Genomic DNA, 18,560 nt, shown 5'->3' with positions numbered 1-18,560 from the left:
CCCTAAATTGCATAGCAAAGTTCGGATGATTTCGGATAGTGCTCATATCCGAATTGGTCGGAATTGAAGTGGCTGAAACGGCCGATTCAAAGGCGTATTGTGAAAGCCAGAAACACAAACTGACCAATGAAAACTAGGTGCACACTCAAATGGCAAAAATCAGTGATTGGAAAATTGTAGCAACTGAAGGGCCAACGGTTGATGGTCGTAAGATCACCCGAGAATGGCTCACGCAGATTGCCGAAAGTTATGCCCTGAGTGAATTCACCGCGTTGATTTGGCCAGAGCATAAACGCTTTGCCGTTTACGGAAGTAACTGGCGCAAAGTACTTGAAGTCAAAGCCGAAAAATGGACACGGAAAAGTGCGCTTGTTTGCCAAGCTTGAACCTAATCAATACTTACTTGAAGCCAATAGGCTTGGGCAGAAGCTGTTTACCTCCATCGAACCAAATCCAGATTATAAAGGGCAAGGAAAGTGCTACCTAATGGGATTAGCCGTGACCGATTCCCCGGCATCATCTGGTGTTTCATTACTTCAGTTTTCACGACAAGAAGGCCAAACCACAGAGCTGAGTTGCAGCCAACTGGAAGCCATTAATCTTGATGAGTGCTACTCCAAAACTGATCGATTTTTTGCTCTGTGCAGTGCTTTTTTCAATTCTGGTGATGAACAACCAGAGCCACAACCTGATCCTGAACCAGAGGAAGAAGAAGTGACCGAAGAACAACTCAAAGCTGCACTAAAAGAGCAGTTCGGCATCATGAAAAGTGATCTCAAGGATGAACTCAAACAAGAGTTTAATCTGCAATCACTGACGCCTAGTGAAGCAGAGACCAACCCCGGTGATGAAGGAAAACCCTTCTCTTTAGAGCAATTCTCTAATGAATTATCGAAGCAGATTTCTCCAATAGCAGAACAAGTGAAAAAACTTGAAAACCAGTTCGCAGAGCTTAAGCAAGAAGTCCCTGGTCAGAAGCCAGGTGAAGAAGGCAATGGCGGTGAATCAATTGTGGAGGTCGTGTAAATGCTCAATGTAGTATCGACTCAATTTTTAGATGAATATTGCCAAGCTGTAGCAAAGGCCGCAGGTGTTGAGGATGCATCAAAGCAGTTCAACATTACACCAGTAATGGAAACCAAGTTGCGCCAAGCCATTGTTGAATCGGACGCCTTTTTAAACCGTATCTCCAATATCTCAGTTGACCAAAGTGGTAACACCTATGAGTTAACTGAAACCGACTCAGGTGCCCATATTAATTGGATTACGATGACAATTTGGGCGAACTCGGGTGGCAAAGGTCAGTGGATGAAGCTGATGAACAATGCGATCACTCGTAACTTTGCCTTAGATAAGCTGCGCATTGGTTTCCATGGGACTTCGATTGCTGGTGAAAACACCGACCCTAAAGCTAATCCGATGGGCGAAGACGTCAACAAAGGTTGGCTCCAACTTGCGAAAGATAAAGCGTCAGCTCAAGTCTTACCCGAGGTGAAACTGGACTCAACAGGAGCAACCGAGGGTTCATATCGAAACCTTGATTCCCTAGTCAATGATCTGATTAACACAACGATTCACGAAGTGCATCAAGGCGACCCTGATTTAGTGGTGTTGATTGGTCGCAATTTAGTGGCCGCTGAGCAGCATCGTCTATTGGAATCGGCAGAAGTACCAACTGAACATAAAGCCGCGCAAAGCTTAGCGAAGACCGTTGCAGGTAAAACGGTGTATACGCCGCCATTCTTCCCTCCAAATATGATTTGGGTAACGAACTTAACCAACCTGCAAATCCTGACTCAAAAGGGTACGCAGTGGCGTAAGTCTCGCAATGAAGAAGACCGTAAACGCTTCGAAACGTCATACCTACGCATGGAAGGTTATGCGGTCGGTAACTATCACAAGTTCGCTGCCATTGAAAAAGTTACGGTCGTTGAACCAGTTGCAGTTTAAGGGGAATACATGGCCAGTCCATTAGCGAAGTTGCGTCAAGAAGCCTTGGCAAAACAGCAAAAGCAATCGACACCAGATAAACAGTCTATTTCCAACCCAAACAGTTTGCATCTGCTGTTGGCCGAGCTCGACAACGATTTGAAGGTGCTTAAAACCTTTAATCGCAAAGATGAAAAGGTTAACCACAAGCGTGATGTGTTGGTACCTAAATACCGTGAAGCGATAGAAACCTATTTAGCGGGCGATAAGCAGTTCGACAACCCTCTTTTTGCTCAAATGGTGATTTGGCTTTTCGATATCGAAGATCTAGAAACCGCTATCAAGTGGTGTGATATCGCTATCGAACGCGGGCTTGATACACCTGAGCGATTTAAGCGTGACTTCGCTACTTTCTGCGCAGATGAAGTTTTAGCCTGGTCTGAGCGTATGGCTGATAAAGGGCAATCCGTTGAACCTTACTTTTCTCTGGTTTTGGAAAAAGTTACCAACGTATGGCGCATTAATGAAAAGCCGACCGCCAAATGGTTGAAATTCGCCGGCTTACATCTACTTCGAAATGAGCAAGGTAAACCACATGCCGCTTCTGTTGGAGATATCGAAACCCTGCAAAAAGCTCGTTCGCGACTTGAAGAGGCTCAAGAGCAACACAGTGCGATTGGTGTTAGCACGATGATCGATAACATCGACCAGCGAATCCGAGCTTTAGAGAGTGGCGATAATCTCTAGCGGGTAAAGACTACTACGCCACCGCGCCTCGGCTGACGAGGAAGAGCAAGTGATTCATCACCCTGCTTATTCCGTCGACTCAGTGGCAAGAGGCGCACTTATTTAAAGAAGGGATTGTGATGAGCTTTGGCGGAAAACTAAACAGTGCTGAAAATACCACTATACCCGGAGAAGGTTGGCCAGATTTATCGACCGATGAGTTTCGTCAGCTGCGCCGTATTCCGCATACGTTTGATAACGAGGCTATGGCTGCGGCTATAACGATAGCGGCATTCAATATCCAAGAGAAGCTAGCGCGTTTGTTAGTGGAAGGCTCTGCGCCCTCGCTAAGCTTCGCGAAAATCACGCTCTATAAGCGTGCTGTATATGGCCGAGCACACTCTGAGTTACTGCCAGAGTTTGCGACGCAAGACAGGCGCAAAGAGGGAGAAAACGTGGCCCTAGATGAACCACAACAGGCGGCACGATTTCTTGCTCAAAGCAACAGAGATGTTTCTCAGTTAATGGGTTTCAGTGCAAACGGCATCGATACGATATGAGTGAGTCGGCTTACAACAAGACCAAGCTGGAGCACCTGACGGATTACATTGTTCGGCACTTAAACAGCGATGTGCTTGATAACAAAATCGACGCATGGCAAGAGAACGGCTCTATTGTTCCAAGTGGTGAAGACCGAGGCAACGACGGTTACATCGCGTGTTACTGGAAATATAACGCGGTGATATCGGTAGAGGAATTTCCACACCGATTGTTAGACCCGCGCTGTTTACTTGCGCTGATGGCCTGCTGGCTAAGTGATCATGAAGAAGACCGCAACGAGCAAGAGCTCGAAGACCCAACACTTTCGGTCGATGTGATCAGCAGTGAGTTAGCTGATGTGAGCATAGAACTTGAGCTGATGGAACCTATTGAATTGGTACCGGATGCAAAGGCAGGAATGGTTACCTGGCGCGGAGTTAAATACCGAGTCCAAGCGGTAGAAATTTACACGGCAGAGGAAGCTGAGTTGGTCAATGAAACCAACAATTAATGCGAATCAAAGGGATGTGCTCAACATGCAAGAAAAGCTTGCCATGTTAGCTCTACCACCTAAGAAGCGAGTTTGGATACTGAAAACCCTAGGCCGCTGGGAAAAGACCAATACTCGCAAACGCATTCAGCAACAAAAAGATATTCATGGCCAAGCGTTAGATCCAAGAAAAGGAAAGAAGCGCGGCAAGGTGATGCGGCGCATGGCGAAAGGGTTAACCCCTTATGTGCGGAGCGCCAGAATGCTCGACCTGACTTGGGGTAACGAGCTCACCGCGAAAATTGCTGCTCGGCATCATCTTGGCCAAAAGCAAACCATGACCAAGCGCCAAATGCAAAAGCGTTGGGGAACACCCGACTATTCCGCGCCTTGCAGTAAAGGGCAAGCGCGAAAGCTAAGGGAGTTGGGTTACACGGTACCGAGAAAAAGCGGCAAGGGACGGAAAAAACCAAGCCTTCGACTGCTGATGCAAACCGTGTCTCATGGCCAAGCAGGACAAATCATTCGAGAGCTGAGCAATCAGCCCCGAGTCACTGCTTGGGATATTCCGTTAGCACAGCGACAGATATTAGGCAGTAAAGAACGCGAAGTAACCCGTCAACTCATAAAGATCTTTGAGCAGGCCAAGACGCGAAAATAAGCGAGGAAACAACCAATGGCAACCGGAAAGGTAGAGGTAAACAACCTCAATTTAGGGCAAGGCGGGATCCCAGAAATTGAACGCCATCTGCTCTACATCGGGCGAACGGATAAGGCCGAACTGCAAGGCACGGTCACCCGAGTGAACAACATGACCAACCTTGATGATGTGGTCGCTGATGATGCGCTGGGTGTGAACATCAAAGCCGCGCAGTTGAATGGCAAACAGAACTGGACGGCGGCCATCTTTGGTTTATCGGCGGATGCGACTTGGCAAGATGCCGTGGACATTGCCAACCGCACTGACTCGTTCGAAGGCGTGTGCATTGTGGATGTGGTCAGCAACAAAGCTGAGTTTCAAGCGATGCAAAGTAAAGCCTCAGAGCTGACTAGCAAGCTTGGCCGTTGGGTGTTCTTCTTGGCTGCCTGTCCAGGCATCGATAAGAGTAAGCAAACCTGGGCGAAGTATGAAACCAGCTTATTGGCGCTAGTGAATGGAGTGTCGGCCAATATGGTCACACCGGTGCCTATGCTCAATGGCAACAATATCGGAGTCCTAGGTGGTCGATTATGTGACCGCGCAGTGACGGTAGCGGATAGTCCAATGCGCGTGGCAACAGGCAGTGTTTTGGGGCTTGGTGACATGCCAATCGACAGCGCGGGAAAACCATTGGAAATGAGCACCATTTCAGCATTGGCCGATGCGCGTTATTCGCTGCCGCAATGGTATGCCGATATGGAAGGCGTGTTTTGGACAGACGCAACCACGCTAGAAACGAAAGGTGGCGACTATCAATACCTAGAGTACGTTCGCCCGGTTCACAAGCTTAATCGCCGCGTTCGCATAAAAGCCATTCGCCGTATAGCGGATCGTATTTTGAACTCAACGCCGCCAAGTATCGAACTGAATCGCACGTACTTCAGTAAAGACATGCGCGATATGTCCAAGACCACTGAGATTGGTGGCATTCCGTTCCCCGGTGAAATCATGGCACCGCGTGATGAAGATGTATCGATTCAGTGGGTGAGCAAAACCAAAGTGAACATTGGCTTAATGGTGCGCCCACATAACTGCCCTAAACACATTGTGGTCAACATTGGGCTTGATCTCTCTAACCCTTCAGATGCGGAGGCATAACCGATGAGCATGCGTATTTCTGGCAAGAACATGCACTTTTCAATGGGCGACTACAAGTTGAAAGCGCAAAAAGTCACGCTATCGATTACCGACAATTCTGCCGTGAATAAAACTTCTGGTGTGCCAGATGGTTATGTTGATGGCGATGTAGACGCAAGTGGGGAGATGGAGCTGAACACACAGCAGTTTAACCAGTTGAGCAAGGCCGCTAAACGCGCCGGTTCTTGGCGAGCTCTGCCAGCCTTCGACGCCTTGTTCTACGGCAAAATTGATAAAGACGAGCTGAAAGTTGAAGCCTTTGGTTGTCGCATCAAAATATCCGATTTGCTTGATGTTGACTCCAACGGTGGCAGTGCTCTGGTTCACAAATTGCCGTTCGAAGTCACAAGCCCAGATTTTGTGAAGATTAACGGCGTGTCCTACCTACGTCCAGATGAAACGGAAGACTTGGTTCAGTAACTTTTTGCTTAATAGATAGGAGGCGTAATGTCTGATGTTATCGACCGTGCCAGTGGCCTTGAAGCCCAATTCACAAAAGTGGCGCTTGCTAACCACCTGGCAAGGGCTAAGCAAAATGAACAAAGGGAAAGCGCACAGGAATGCGGCGAATGTGGCGACCCGATACCTCAAGAGCGCCGTCAAAAAGTGCCGGGGTGTCAATACTGCACTCGGTGCCAATCCTCAAGGGAGCGATGAATGCGCGACTGGATAGATAAAATCACCGCAGGCACAGCGTATTTGTGTTCTGTATTTGGTATCGCCTTCAGCCAAGTGACGATGGAACATTTGTATTTCCTGTCTTCTATCGTGCTCGGGGTGATCATGGCGTGCGTCAACATTTGGCATAAGCGCAACATGCAGCGCATTGCCAAGGAAAAGGGAGTGGTCATCAATGAAACTGGCTAAAAAAGTGGTGTGTTCGGTTGGTGTTGTCATTGCTTTAATCACGGGCGGGGTGACGTTAGGTTCCAACTCGGTCGCCCCGACAGGGCAAGTCGTGATTGCGAATGAAGGGTTAGGTGAGCTTCGTATCAGTCCAAAAGGTCTAGCGATTGTCGGCAATATGGAAGGGTGTCGATTAGAGCCCTACACCTGCCCGTCAGGGCTAACAACCAACGGTATTGGTAATACGCACAATGTGCCAAGTCGCACTATTAGCATGAACCAAGTCGCTAAGGATTGGGTGAAGAACTTACAAGGTGCGGAGCGATGCATCACCAGAGTAGAGAAGCAATCAGAGTTAGTTTTATCTCAGGGCCAATTTGATGCCTTTGTCTCTTTTGCTTTTAACACGGGATGCCCTCGCTTTGAACGTAACCCTGACGGCAGTCAGACTCGCATTTTTCGCGATCTACTTGCACGTCGTTATGAGCAAGCGTGTAACCAGTTACCCCGATGGGTTTACGGCGCTGGTAAGAAGTTACCAGGTTTAGTGAAACGACGGAGAGCGGAATATGAACGCTGCATGGAAGTGGATTAAGTGGGGTGGGCTTACATTGTTCATTGGTTTATTGGTCGTGCAAGGGTTGGCACTCAAGGCGAGTTATGCCGAGCAAGCTCTTCTTCAAAACAAGCTCGATGTGAAAGAGCAGGACAACCAAACCCATCAACGCACGATTGACACGCTCAAACAGGATAACCAACACATCAACCAAGTGTTGATCGCTCGCAAGCAGCGGCAAATTACACAGCGTCAGGAGCTAGAAAATGAAATGCAGCAGCTCAAACAACAAATGGAAGGTATTGAATGTGTTGTCCCTCGCTCTGTTACTGACCGCTTGCGAGAGCCGTACTAAAACGACGGTAACTGAAGTGCTCGTGAAACTGCCACCCGCAGGTCTCATTGAGCCTTGCTATAAACCAACGGTCATCGGTACCTGGCCTGAAGTGGTGACCGATGACATACCGAATTTAAAAGTCGCGCTCAGAGAGTGCGCAAAACAACCCGATGAATATTTTAAATGGCGTGCGATGCACGAACAGGAGACACAACAATGAGCAAGTCAATTGTCCTAACTGTTGGCAATACCGATCTTGAGTTTATTCCAACACCTGCAGAGTACGACGAAGCACAAAACACCATCTTACAAGGTGATGCGAGCAGCGCGGCCCACAACTTCTTGATGAGCTGTGTGAGTGAAGGCTCAAAAGATGCGCTGCGCGAACTGACTCAGCAAAACCCAGGTGCGGCAACGCAGATTTATGGCGCGGTTCTTAAAGAGTACGCACCTAAGCTTGCTATCTCGGTAAAAAAATAGATGCGCTTGTCGCTGCTATTGAGAGCAGCGACAGGCAAAAAATGTATGCGTGGCGGCGAAAGTGGCTACCCAATGAGCCGGACACTGACCAGAGCTTGGCTTACGCGATTTGGTTAGAGAAGAACCACTGGGAAAACATGCAAGCCGTCACCGCCAGCGGTGTGGCCAAAGCCTTTAGCGGTTAACGACCAAGCAATAAGAGGATGGTTGATGTTACCAGAAGCACTCAGATTTCAAGTTGGATTGATTGACCAGATATCAAAACCTCTGGGCAATATTCAACGCCAATTGAATGATGTCACCAACACCTATCGTCAAGGTACCCATACCATGATGGCAGGTGCAGCGGGCATGGTGGGTGCTGGGTTTGCATTGCAACAAGCCTTGATGCCGGCGATTGAAATGGACAGAGCGTTAGGTGAAGTGAAATCACTTGGCGTTGCCGAGGGCCAATTAAAAACCCTTGCCCAAACCGCAATGAAGTTTTCGGTTGAATACGGCAAGTCGGCCACTGAATTTGTGGCGGCCTCTTATGATATTAAATCTGCTATGGGCGATCTGACAGGTGATGAACTGGCGGGTGTCACTAGAAGCTCAGCTATTTTGGCTGCCGCGACCAAAGCGGATACCGCCACGATCACCAACTACATGGGGACCATGTACTCGGTGTTCAAAGACCAAGCCGATCGGATTGGTAAAGATAACTGGGCAGAGCAAGTTGCAGGTATGACCGCCAAGTCTGTCGAGATGTTCAAAACGACAGGTCAAGGCATGTCGGATGCGTTCAAGAGTGTTGGCGCGTTGGGTAAAACGCATGGCGTAGCCATTCAAGAACAAATGGCCGTTCTTGGTTTGTTGCAAGGATCGATGTCTGGTAGTGAAGCGGGGACTCGTTACAAAGCCTTTATGAACGGTGTGGTCAAAGCGCAAGACAAGCTAGGGATAGCGTTTACCGACAGCAACGGAAAGATGCTGCCAATGTTCGACATTATGTCGAAACTGCGCAATCAGTTTGGTGAGTTAGATTCGCTTGAAATCAACCAAATAAAACAAGCATTTGGCTCGGATAAAGCGGTGATGCTTATCACCGACTTGATCGGCAAAACAAGCGATCTTCAATCGAGTGTTCAAGACCTAAATGAGGCCAGTCACCTAAATACGGCCATTGAGATGGCGCACAGCATGACCGACCAATGGGAGAGGCTTGAGCAAGGTGTGTTTGCCGTTCGGACCGCTTTTGGTGCGGCTCTTTTGCCTTCGCTTTTACCTGTGGTTTCAAGTTTGGCCGATGGTGCGATGGAAATCATCGAATGGACAGAGCTTTTCCCCAACATTACTAAATGGATTGGCTACGCCGGCATCTCACTTCTTAGCTTTGTTGCGATAAACGGATTGCTCACGATGGCGGTCGGCATCGGTAAACAAGCCATGGCTTCGTACATCCTGGTCACTAAAGGTTTTGGCTTAGCGGTCGCAGGGGTGAACAGTATTTTGAAAATGTTCAAAGTCGCAATGTTGGCCGCCAATATTGCAATGATGGCAAACCCAATCGGTTTGGTTATTGGTGCTGCTGTCGCCGCCGTAGCTGCAGTGGGCGCATTAATTTATTACTGGGATGACCTCAAAGCCACCTTTGGTGACACAAGGTGGTTTCAAGTCTTAGAAGGCGCACTCTCGTTAATTACGATGCCATTTAAAGCCATGTTTGCGTTCATCAAAGCTGGTTGGCAATGGGTAATGAGTGGCTTTACTGATACCAGTGGTTTTGCCTTTATTGGGCAGATGGTCTCTCGTTTGAAGGGTGGGTTTGAGAGCCTGATTTTTGGTTGGAAAGCGCTAACTGCAGGAGTGGCCGACACGTGGTGGTTCAGTGTGGTCACAAGTGCGATAGAGCGAATCACTCTCCCATTTAGAACGTTTTTTCAGTTTCTTTCTGCGGGTTGGCAATGGGTGATGAGTGGCTTTACTGACACCAGCGGCTTTGCCTTCATTGGGCAGGTGGTCTCTCGTTTGAAGGGCGGGTTTGAGAGCCTAATGTTGGGTTGGAGAATGTTGACAGCAACGCTGGCTGATACTTGGTGGTGTGCCGTCATTTCTAGCGCGGTAGATCTAATGGCATTGCCATTTCATACCTTATTTAATTTCTTATCGGCTGGTTGGCAATGGGTAATGAGTGGCTTTACTGATACCAGCGGTTTTGCCTTTATTGGAGAAATGGCCGATCACATGCGCAACATATTCGGTAATGTGTTTAGTTGGTTCACTGACAAGTTGGCAGGGATTTGGAAAAACCTTAAAGAGCTGGTTGATTGGGTTCCTGGCTTCGGCGGTGATGATGAATCCATTCAAGTGAAATCCAAGTCCGTGCAAAGCGCGACCCCTTATGCGCAGGTTCAGCCAGGCGGCGCGGCTAAAAGCATTGCGAGCTACCAAACCAACTCAACCAATTACGGTGGTGTGGCGATATATCCAACTTACATGAGCAGTCCTCAAGACATGGCCAGTGAACTTGAAATGGCAGCCGGCTAATGAAGGACTACGTGTATCAAGACATCTTAATTGAAAAGGGCGACGTGGTGCTCGATGCGGGCCGTAACCCTGTGCTCATCCAAGACCGAGCGGTGATTGCTCAAGATATTAAGCACGCCATTATCGAGAGCAACGTGGCCATCCATTTAATTTCTGAGCGTAGCCCTGCCAAAAAGGCCGATGCACGCACCAAGCTTGAACTGCTTGTCGAAGAGGATGTTCGTCTGGTGCCAGGGACAGTTCGTATTGAAGAGGTGGCCGATGGCCAAATCTATATTTTTGCTGAAACGGTGCAATTTGGCGGCGTAAGTACAGAGGTGAATTTTGACTGATATTCCAAAACCGAACTTTACTGAACTGGCGAAAAAAGCGGGGTTACCGCTTGAAGCGTCACAGTGGAAAGCGGCGCTCAAAGAGGAAGCTGAAAAGCACGGCAGTACGATTGCAAACGACTCTCAGTATTCTCCATTTTGGCGCTTGATTGAAGCGATGGTCATAGGCCCAACGATGTGGCTAGTGAACCGGTTCTTGGTCGAGTACATCTTGCCGAATATGTTTGTGGCTACCGCAAAAGAAAAGTGGCTCGATTTGTGGGCATGGCAATTCAATGTAAAGAGAAAAGCGGCAACGAAAGCGGTAGGACAAGTGGTTATCCACCGCGCAGCGAAGCAAGGCCCGGCGATTGTTGTACCGAAAGGGACAATGATCCAAACCGACCCCATCAACGGTAACGTTTATCGAGTGGTTTTACGTCATGATGCCACCTTACAAGAGAACGAAGCGTTTACTTTGAGCAACGTGGAAGCAGAGCATGAGGGGGCGGCTTTTAACCTTGGTGAAGGGTATTTCCATGTATTTACCAGCGCAATCCCTGGCATAAGTCATGCGGTGAATGCATCCGATTGGTTGATCGAGGCTGGCGCAGATGAAGAAAGCGACGACCAGTTACGAGTGCGCATCCGAAATCAATTCAGTAGCGTTGCGAAATGGCACATCGATTCAGCTTATCGTTCTTTGTTGATGTTAAGGGCAGGCATCAACAGTGAAAATATATTCTTTGAGCACAATGCCCCGCGTGGGCCGGGTACCGCTAATGCATTCATCTTATTGGACTCTGGCGAGCCTTCTTCTCAAATGCTGACGGATTTAAATGCGCACATTCACCGCGAGGGCAATCATGGCCATGGCGATGATTTACAAGTATTCGCCATGCCTGGGAGAAACATTTCGTTGGTGTGTCGCGTATGGGCAAAGCGCGTGTTGTCCTCGGAGGAAAGCGTTCAGCTTACCAACAGTGTGACCCAGCTTATTGGATCAGCCTTTCGGCAAAATACCGATTATCAAGTGACCAAAACAAAACCCGCGTCTCGCTTTAGTTTTTCAAGATTAGTGCAAGAGTTACACAGCGAATTTTCAGTCCTAGAGTCGATAGAGTTTGACCATGCAGACCTGACCAACGGTATGGAAGTGCCAAGGCTTGGGCATTTGGAGGTCACCATTGAAACGGCCTAATTTCACGCTCAAGTATTGGATGGGCAAGGGGGCCATGTGTGCGTTGGGGCAAACGTTGCTGGGTTACTGGACGCGAGTTCAAGACGTTTTAGAGTGGCCGCTTAAGCAGTTAGATCCGATGGTTGCCCCGATTGAGTTTGTTGATTTGATGGCATGGCAACGCGACATTGAGCGCTTGCCCAAAGAGCCTGAACATATCTACCGCATCCGAGTGAACTTTGCGTATGCCTTTGCCACGGGCGGCGGCTCAGAGGCTGGTTGGGAAGCCATGTTTGAACAGCTAGGTTACCCCCACATCGATATCGATGAGCGATTGAGTTATTACCCTTGGGATGTGGTCAGTGTGAAAGTTCAAGACAGCGATTTGAATGACGTTCCTGGTTTAATGGATGCGCTTGTTCGTCAGTATGGCCGAACCTGTCGTCGATACAGTTTTGATGTCACGACTATTGCCTGTCCTCATATTTCAGTTGCTGAGTTCAGTCACACTCATGAAACGTACAGCGCATCAATAGGATAAGTTATGGCCGTCATTACTCTAGCGGGTGAGCAGCTGATTGCTCAAAAACAAAAAGCAAAGCAACCTTTGATCATTAGCGAGTTTGTGCTGGCGTATGTACCGGATTTAAACAACAGTGTGACGCCAAGCAGAGCTCAAGCCTTGCCGCCGGACAACAACATCGTGTTTCGCCACGCGCCAACTCGGAGTGCTTACGTCAATGATAACGAGGTGGTGTATTCGCTCATTCTCGATAACACCGTGGGCAATTTTCAATTTAACTGGCTCGGACTACTGAGCGAAGAAGGCGTATTGATTTCTGCCAATCACATGGTGGTGCAATCTAAACGCAAGAACAACCCGAGCATCCACGAGGAAGGGAACAACTTAACGCGTAATTTCTTGCTCAAATTCTCTGGTGCAAAGGCGATCACCCAACTGACAGTGACTCCAGAGACTTGGCAGTTTAATTACGAAATGGAGCTAAGAGAGATGCGGTTGCTCTTAGCTCAAAACAGTGTGGGGCTCATCACTAATCAGCGTCACTTGGTTGAGCAACAAGGTGAGAACCTACGCATTGACACGCTGCATCGAGAACTCGAGAACAAATTTGAAAAAGCACTCAGTCAGCTCAGTGACACTGCTGCTCAATTAGATGAGCGAGTGTCACGTATGAACGAGCAACGTTCGGCCATGGACATCATTTTTTTGACCGCATTACTGAAAAGTCAGCAGAGCGTCATAGTTCAAGAAGGGGAACTGATGCAATTAACACAGTTGGTAAGACAAAAGGGAGCAGAGCATTGAGCAATGTAGATATTTTATTACAGCAAGCGGTTGAAGCCTCACTGGGACAAACGCAAGCCAGTAAACAGTTGGCAGATAAAGTGAAAGAAACGAGCTCACAAATTGAAGCGACGGTTGCAAGCAAGATTGAGCAATTGGATCAGTGGAAAGCCAATGTCAAAGCCGACCAAATAAGCGGTCAAGCTCGTTATGCACATGACATTGATTTAACAGAGTTACCTGTTGACCACTTTTTCCCAGTGTGGTGGAAAATGGCGACTAATGAACAAGGTGGCTGTGACATTACCATCGCAAGGCACTACAGCAGAGATCATAATTTGAAACCATTTGGAGAGGGCATCGTTCATGTTGCAGGGCTTCTGCTACAGATTGAAGGGTGTGATAGTGGTTGGGGGGGAGACGCCCAATATCTTCAAATCAAGCGCCTGTCGCAAACGTATCGAGAGACTGTTCGCAAGGTTGCACACCGAATGATGTGCATTGTAAGACCCGTTGATGGAAGCCGACCTATTTATTCAGGTGTTACCTCTGGCAATGTGGTTGCTTGCACTGTACGCAGTGGTTGTTACTTACGGGGAGGGTTGAGATACAAAGTGCTCACGAACTGGAATGCAGACCTCAAGTATAGCCGTGAACTTGATGAGGTTGAGATTACACGAGAGACCTCTTCAAAGGATAACTGGGAGATAAAATGGACCGCCAAAGCGTATTCTATTCACGATGCATTACTTGGTGAACGTTACCCGGAAATCAGGAACGCTTTCCAGCAAACGAACGAATTACTGTTTGAAGCAAAATCATAAGGAGCACTCATGATAGAAACATTGGTACTACCAAAGACGGGTGAAACCTTAATTAATGTCCCCAGCAATTTGGAAACCTTAACTGAACTTGGTTTTTCGACAACAGAGGCCGAAGATATTTTGTCCGCGGAGAATCTGAGGCAACAGCGTGAAACGATGCTTCACAAGCGCAAAGCGGCATACAAGAAAGAATCAGACCCATTGTTTATGGAGTGGCAGTTCGATGGCTCGACGGATTCTGAGCATGCATGGCGTTCGAAAGTCGAGGAAATAAAATCTCGTTACCCATTGCCTGAGTTAACGTAATGCTCATTCTCGACGGCACCCAACTCTCACTAAAAAACCTACGCATGAGCGTTCGTCAACAATTGGCCGGACAGGATATGTCCGGCCAGACCTCGGCGACCGACCAAGCAGAAACGGGCAGTAAAGGAAAGATACTCACGGTAAAAGGCGTGATCCCCTTTACTAAAAAACAGCTCTTAACCAACCTATTCAGTATGGCGGAAGCGCAAGAAAACAACGCGCGTCAAATCTACCGCATTAGCAACAAAACGGCAGAAGCTTTGAAAATTCGCCAGGTGAAATTCCAAGGCGCAATTCGTGCTGATGAGCAAGATGCTCACAGGCAATGGAGCGTGTCGTTCGAACTGGTTGAACATCTTTCGGTACCTGAACGAGTAGAGCAGCGCCAACCGGACAAACCCGCCGCACAGCAAAAAGTGCAGGGAGTGAATACGCCAGTTGAAGCCGGAGAAAGTGATGATGTGCCGCCGGATACCGAAGTGGAATTGACTGGCGTGATGAAGGTACTCAAAGCGGTCGATAATGCCTTAGCCTAACTAAAGAAAGGCGATGATGTATGACAACAAACAACAAGTTTCTTTGCCGTGCTTACCTTGGCAAAGCCAAAACCAAGATAAAAAGCTATCGCATTGTTCTAAGTGAGAACACACCAGGACGTTGTGAACTCTCAATTCAAGGAAGCCCCCAACCCAACGCCATCATTGCTGTAGACCTTGGGTGGGGTGATGAGCTTACTCGAGTATTTCTCGGTTACATCGAACGCGTGCAACCTGCCGAAACGGGATGGTCGAAAGTTTTTTGCCGCGAATTAGCGGCGATACTTTATAAGCCACTTAACATCATCATGCGTCACCCAACACTCATGCAGCTGCTTAGCGAAGTCACCAATAAAACGGGACTTCAATTTGTGGTGCCTGAGAAAGCTTATAGCAAAACGGCCATTCCTTGCTTTTATAGCGATGGTAACGGCTATCGAGTCATTGATGAGCTCGCTCAGGCGTTCAGTATTGATGGCTTGTTCTGGCAACAACAAGGTAACGGGCAAATATACGTGGGCAGTTGGGAGGATTCATTCTGGGCAGATAGGCCAGTCACCATACCAAGTGGACTCATGACAAACCACACCGCCAATAAGTCAGTCAAGGTACCGGCGATGCCAAAGTTGAAACCGGGTGCGGTTGTGAATGGCCTGCGCTTAGTTGGTGTTGAGTTTGAAGGAACGGAGGCCAAGCTCACATGGATGTGAACACCATCAAGCGCATCATCTTTAGGTTATTTCCTGAACTCACAGGGCGATGGCATTTGCCACGTTGGGGCAAGGTTGTGGCTCTTCCTGAGTTACCAAAAGAGGGGGACTTATCCGACCGCTTTTATCCTCATTACGCCGTGGATGTTCAGTTGCTCGATGAAAAGGGCATGGAGTATGAAGATAAACCACCACTGCAGGCGGTACCACTTCCGGTCCCTGGTCTGGGTGATCATGCTGGCCGTTTAGAGCCGCCGGCTATCGGCAGTGTAGTAGAGATTGGCTTTATGTTTGGCCAACCCGACAAGCCCTTTATTCGTTGCGTGCTGCCACTCGGTTTTAAACTACCAGGTATCAAAGAAGGCGAAAGCCGTTACCAACAGCGAAAAGGCGTGTATCAACTAATCGACCAGAAAGGCAACTTCGAACGAAAGACCGACCAAGCCGACAGGCTGGAATGCCTCACTCAACAAATCAAAGTGCTAGAAAATCGAATCGCTGAGATTGGTGGTAACCACACCGAAACGGTGAAAGGTAGTAGAACCATCAAAGCGAAAAACATTACCGAGGATGCCGATACCATTAAGTTCAATGGCGGCAAAGGCGTGTGTACCGGCGCGAGTATCTGCCCATTTATGGGGAAGCCCCATGTTGACGTATCAACCACTGTATTTGCAGGAAAAGACTGATGGCCATAAGCAAAGCATCACTGAAACAGAAATTGGAAACCGAACTGAAAGCTAAGGGCTTCGTGCTTGATGGTGATTTCGCCATGGCAGGCATGATGGCTGAAGCCATTGCGAATGCGGTAGTCGACGAGATCACGCAGAACGCTCAAGTGGAAGTCTCGGGTGGCAGTTCAGCGGGGAGCTACAAGGTTACCTAAGCTGAACAAGTACCATATTCCTACCAAGCGCCCACTACGGGCGCTTTTTTATATCAAAATCATCCCATTATTCGAGTGCTGGTAAAGATATATCCCATAACCTGACTAACTTATAATGCTTCCTGTCATTACTGACGGGTAATTATTGAGAAGAAGAATGCATTTCTACTTCTTTAGTTAATATAAAGCCTACATTAGTGAAATTGAAAACGTCGCTTTTTATATGATCAAGGTTTGTTTTATAAGACACGGATATCTTAATCATGAAGCTACGTTCGATTATTTCCGCCTGTGCGCTACTAAGTTGTAGCCAAGCCTTTGCTAGTGAACCAGAAACGGTGACTTGCGAATCAAATAAACCCGGAACCGTCATGGTTCAAGAAGACGAATTGTTTGTGGTCGTCAACGACGCACTCATTCGCAACTCAGACTATTGGCAAAACTTTCTGGATGGAAACATTCAACTCTGCACCACTCACGTAACAGACATGAGTGACCTGTTCGCTAAAGACCAATACTTCAATCATGACATCAGCCGTTGGGACACCTCTCGTGTAACCAACATGGACCGTATGTTCTCTGATGCCAAGCGCTTCGACCAAGACTTAACCTACTGGAACGTCAAGCGCGTCTCTCGTCATACCGATTTCGCTAAAGGCAGCAGCCTGTCTGAAGATAACCTTCCAACTTTTACGCAATAACGTCTATTCAACCCTAGGAAAATACAATGAAAAGAACCATAACTTCTCTTCTAGTAGGCGCCGCTGCGCTCGCTAGCCAAACCGCTTTTGCTATTGATATCTCGGTAAAGTGCCCTGACCAAGCCATTAACTCAGTAATGATTGAAAACGGGAAAATTTATCTCGTAGTGGATGACACTCTAATTAAAAATAAAACGTTATTAGATAACTTAGAACAAGGCTCAATTCGTTTTTGTACCACACAGGTAACGTCCATGGCCTCTGTATTTAGTGGACGTGAATCGTTTAATGCTGATATTAGTGATTGGGATACATCGAATGTTACGCGTATGAGTGGGATGTTTTTCGAAGCTAATGCTTTTAACCAAGATATCGGGCACTGGGACACATCGAATGTCAAAGGAATGCGCCAAATGTTTGATGGTGCTGAAGCTTTTAACCAAGATATAGGCCACTGGGATACATCGAAAGTAAAAGATATGACAGAGGTGTTTTATAACGCCAAAGCCTTTAACCAAAATATAGGCCATTGGGATACGTCGAATGTGACGGATATGGATAGAATGTTTTATGGAGCTCAGGCCTTTAACCAAGATATAGGTTATTGGAATACGTCGAATGTAACATCTATGTGGCGTATGTTTTGGCAAGCTGAAGCTTTTAACCAAGATATCGGACGCTGGGATACATCAAGAGTAAAAAATATGAGTGGCATGTTTAGACTTGCCAAAGCCTTTAACCAAGATATCGGGCATTGGGATACATCGAATGTGACGGATATGCTCCATATGTTTGTGGGTACAGAAGCCTTTAACCAAGATATAGGTAACTGGGATACATCGAATGTGACGGATATGGCTGGAATGTTTAATGAAGCCCAGGCCTTTAACCAAGATATAGGCAATTGGGATACATCGAATGTGACGGGTATGGCTTTTATGTTTACTAGTGCCAGAGCGTTCAATAAAGATATAGGCCGTTGGGATACATCGAATGTGACGGATATGGCTGGAATGTTTTGGGAAGCCCAAGCCTTTAACCAAGATATAGGTAATTGGGATACATCTAATGTCAAGGATATGGGTAGTATGTTTAGTAATGCCAAAACCTTTAACCAAGATATAGGTGATTGGGATACTTCGAATGTGACGGGGATGGGAGGGATGTTTGATACAGCCAAAGCCTTTAACCAAGATATAGGTCATTGGGATACATCGAATGTGACCAATATGAATGAGATGTTTGTAGGCGCTTCTTCGTTTAATCAAGATATTAGCCATTGGGATACGTCGAATGTAACATTTATGTGGCGTATGTTCTCTGGTGCTGCTGAAATGAGCCGTGATTTAACCAGCTGGAATGTAAGCAATGTAACTGAGCATACTGACTTTGCGAAAGATAGCGGTCTGTCTGAAGAACAACTGCCGTATTTTGTAGACTGATTATCTATCGGTCAAGCTAAACAAAAGCCAGTGTTGATGGATTCAACGCTGGCTTTTTTGTTGGGTGAGTCACTCCCAAAAAGTGGCG

General features: G+C 47.5%; 27 protein-coding genes and 1 pseudogene. All 28 read left to right on the top strand.

The window, feature by feature from the left end:
* Window positions 1-149: 149 nt before the first annotated feature.
* Window positions 150-1,026, top strand: a pseudogene (locus tag AND4_RS07835) (GPO family capsid scaffolding protein).
* Window positions 1,027-1,950 (top strand): phage major capsid protein, P2 family, encoded by a 924-nt coding sequence (locus AND4_RS07830; RefSeq protein ID WP_009842413.1) that lies wholly within the window; start codon window positions 1,027-1,029, stop codon window positions 1,948-1,950.
* Window positions 1,951-1,959: 9 nt separating this feature from the next.
* Window positions 1,960-2,676 (top strand): phage terminase small subunit, encoded by a 717-nt coding sequence (gene gpM, locus AND4_RS07825; protein WP_009842412.1) that lies wholly within the window; start codon window positions 1,960-1,962, stop codon window positions 2,674-2,676.
* A gap of 119 nt (window positions 2,677-2,795) precedes the next feature.
* Window positions 2,796-3,215, top strand: coding sequence for a head completion/stabilization protein (locus tag AND4_RS07820; RefSeq protein ID WP_009842411.1), 420 nt, complete (start codon window positions 2,796-2,798; stop codon window positions 3,213-3,215).
* On the top strand, window positions 3,212-3,706 hold the full coding sequence (locus AND4_RS07815; RefSeq protein WP_009842410.1) for a phage tail protein: 495 nt from the start codon (window positions 3,212-3,214) through the stop codon (window positions 3,704-3,706). Before AND4_RS07820 ends, AND4_RS07815 begins: the two co-directional genes overlap by 4 nt.
* On the top strand, window positions 3,690-4,346 hold the full coding sequence (locus tag AND4_RS07810; protein ID WP_009842409.1) for a virion morphogenesis protein: 657 nt from the start codon (window positions 3,690-3,692) through the stop codon (window positions 4,344-4,346). The genes AND4_RS07815 and AND4_RS07810 overlap by 17 nt, the downstream gene beginning before the upstream one ends.
* 15 nt (window positions 4,347-4,361) lie before the next feature.
* A complete protein-coding gene (locus tag AND4_RS07805) occupies window positions 4,362-5,483 on the top strand; it encodes a DUF2586 domain-containing protein (RefSeq protein ID WP_009842408.1) in 1,122 nt (373 codons plus the stop codon).
* Window positions 5,484-5,486: 3 nt separating this feature from the next.
* Entirely contained in the window at window positions 5,487-5,942 is a 456-nt protein-coding gene (locus AND4_RS07800; RefSeq protein ID WP_009842407.1) for a phage protein, read from the top strand.
* A 27-nt stretch (window positions 5,943-5,969) separates the two neighbouring features.
* Window positions 5,970-6,179, top strand: coding sequence for a TraR/DksA C4-type zinc finger protein (locus AND4_RS07795; protein ID WP_043991542.1), 210 nt, complete (start codon window positions 5,970-5,972; stop codon window positions 6,177-6,179).
* Window positions 6,180-6,389, top strand: coding sequence for a hypothetical protein (locus AND4_RS07790; protein ID WP_009842405.1), 210 nt, complete (start codon window positions 6,180-6,182; stop codon window positions 6,387-6,389).
* On the top strand, window positions 6,376-6,963 hold the full coding sequence (locus tag AND4_RS07785) for a lysozyme (protein ID WP_009842404.1): 588 nt from the start codon (window positions 6,376-6,378) through the stop codon (window positions 6,961-6,963). Before AND4_RS07790 ends, AND4_RS07785 begins: the two co-directional genes overlap by 14 nt.
* On the top strand, window positions 6,938-7,279 hold the full coding sequence (locus AND4_RS07780) for a hypothetical protein (protein WP_009842403.1): 342 nt from the start codon (window positions 6,938-6,940) through the stop codon (window positions 7,277-7,279). Before AND4_RS07785 ends, AND4_RS07780 begins: the two co-directional genes overlap by 26 nt.
* Window positions 7,191-7,481 carry a hypothetical protein gene (locus tag AND4_RS07775; protein WP_241210251.1) on the top strand — a complete coding sequence of 97 codons (291 nt, stop codon included), beginning with the start codon at window positions 7,191-7,193 and terminating at the stop codon, window positions 7,479-7,481. Before AND4_RS07780 ends, AND4_RS07775 begins: the two co-directional genes overlap by 89 nt.
* Window positions 7,478-7,741 carry a putative phage tail assembly chaperone gene (locus AND4_RS07770; protein WP_009842401.1) on the top strand — a complete coding sequence of 88 codons (264 nt, stop codon included), beginning with the start codon at window positions 7,478-7,480 and terminating at the stop codon, window positions 7,739-7,741. The genes AND4_RS07775 and AND4_RS07770 overlap by 4 nt, the downstream gene beginning before the upstream one ends.
* Window positions 7,742-7,782: 41 nt before the next feature.
* Window positions 7,783-7,926, top strand: a complete 144-nt coding sequence (locus AND4_RS20250) for a hypothetical protein (protein WP_009842400.1) — start codon at window positions 7,783-7,785, stop codon at window positions 7,924-7,926.
* Window positions 7,927-7,951: 25 nt separating this feature from the next.
* A complete protein-coding gene (locus AND4_RS07765) occupies window positions 7,952-10,270 on the top strand; it encodes a phage tail tape measure protein (RefSeq protein ID WP_009842399.1) in 2,319 nt (772 codons plus the stop codon).
* Window positions 10,270-10,602: a DUF2590 family protein gene (locus AND4_RS07760; protein ID WP_009842398.1), complete on the top strand. Its 333-nt coding sequence runs from the start codon at window positions 10,270-10,272 to the stop codon at window positions 10,600-10,602. Before AND4_RS07765 ends, AND4_RS07760 begins: the two co-directional genes overlap by 1 nt.
* Window positions 10,595-11,782, top strand: a complete 1,188-nt coding sequence (locus AND4_RS07755) for a baseplate J/gp47 family protein (protein ID WP_009842397.1) — start codon at window positions 10,595-10,597, stop codon at window positions 11,780-11,782. The genes AND4_RS07760 and AND4_RS07755 overlap by 8 nt, the downstream gene beginning before the upstream one ends.
* Complete coding sequence (locus AND4_RS07750; RefSeq protein ID WP_241210250.1) at window positions 11,769-12,302, top strand: hypothetical protein; 534 nt, start codon at window positions 11,769-11,771, stop codon at window positions 12,300-12,302. The genes AND4_RS07755 and AND4_RS07750 overlap by 14 nt, the downstream gene beginning before the upstream one ends.
* A 3-nt stretch (window positions 12,303-12,305) precedes the next feature.
* A complete protein-coding gene (locus AND4_RS07745; protein ID WP_009842395.1) occupies window positions 12,306-13,088 on the top strand; it encodes a phage tail protein in 783 nt (260 codons plus the stop codon).
* The gene (locus AND4_RS07740; RefSeq protein ID WP_009842394.1) at window positions 13,085-13,891 is read left to right on the top strand and encodes a hypothetical protein; all 807 of its coding nucleotides are present in this window, start codon (window positions 13,085-13,087) and stop codon (window positions 13,889-13,891) included. Before AND4_RS07745 ends, AND4_RS07740 begins: the two co-directional genes overlap by 4 nt.
* 9 nt (window positions 13,892-13,900) lie before the next feature.
* Window positions 13,901-14,197: a hypothetical protein gene (locus tag AND4_RS07735; protein WP_009842393.1), complete on the top strand. Its 297-nt coding sequence runs from the start codon at window positions 13,901-13,903 to the stop codon at window positions 14,195-14,197.
* The gene (locus tag AND4_RS07730; RefSeq protein ID WP_009842392.1) at window positions 14,197-14,733 is read left to right on the top strand and encodes a hypothetical protein; all 537 of its coding nucleotides are present in this window, start codon (window positions 14,197-14,199) and stop codon (window positions 14,731-14,733) included. The genes AND4_RS07735 and AND4_RS07730 overlap by 1 nt, the downstream gene beginning before the upstream one ends.
* Window positions 14,734-14,753: 20 nt before the next feature.
* Window positions 14,754-15,443: a hypothetical protein gene (locus tag AND4_RS07725; protein ID WP_009842391.1), complete on the top strand. Its 690-nt coding sequence runs from the start codon at window positions 14,754-14,756 to the stop codon at window positions 15,441-15,443.
* Complete coding sequence (locus AND4_RS07720) at window positions 15,434-16,132, top strand: hypothetical protein (RefSeq protein WP_009842390.1); 699 nt, start codon at window positions 15,434-15,436, stop codon at window positions 16,130-16,132. The genes AND4_RS07725 and AND4_RS07720 overlap by 10 nt, the downstream gene beginning before the upstream one ends.
* Window positions 16,132-16,329, top strand: coding sequence for a hypothetical protein (locus tag AND4_RS07715; protein ID WP_009842389.1), 198 nt, complete (start codon window positions 16,132-16,134; stop codon window positions 16,327-16,329). Before AND4_RS07720 ends, AND4_RS07715 begins: the two co-directional genes overlap by 1 nt.
* Window positions 16,330-16,592: 263 nt before the next feature.
* Complete coding sequence (locus AND4_RS07710) at window positions 16,593-17,030, top strand: BspA family leucine-rich repeat surface protein (RefSeq protein WP_009842388.1); 438 nt, start codon at window positions 16,593-16,595, stop codon at window positions 17,028-17,030.
* Between the two features lie 26 nt (window positions 17,031-17,056).
* On the top strand, window positions 17,057-18,472 hold the full coding sequence (locus AND4_RS07705; protein ID WP_009842387.1) for a BspA family leucine-rich repeat surface protein: 1,416 nt from the start codon (window positions 17,057-17,059) through the stop codon (window positions 18,470-18,472).
* Window positions 18,473-18,560: the final 88 nt, after the last annotated feature.

It is taken from the genome of Vibrio sp. AND4, from assembly GCF_000171815.1.
GTDB lineage: Bacteria > Pseudomonadota > Gammaproteobacteria > Enterobacterales > Vibrionaceae > Vibrio.
Note: the sequence above shows the minus strand (reverse complement) of the source record. Positions and strands in the feature narration are given on the sequence as shown.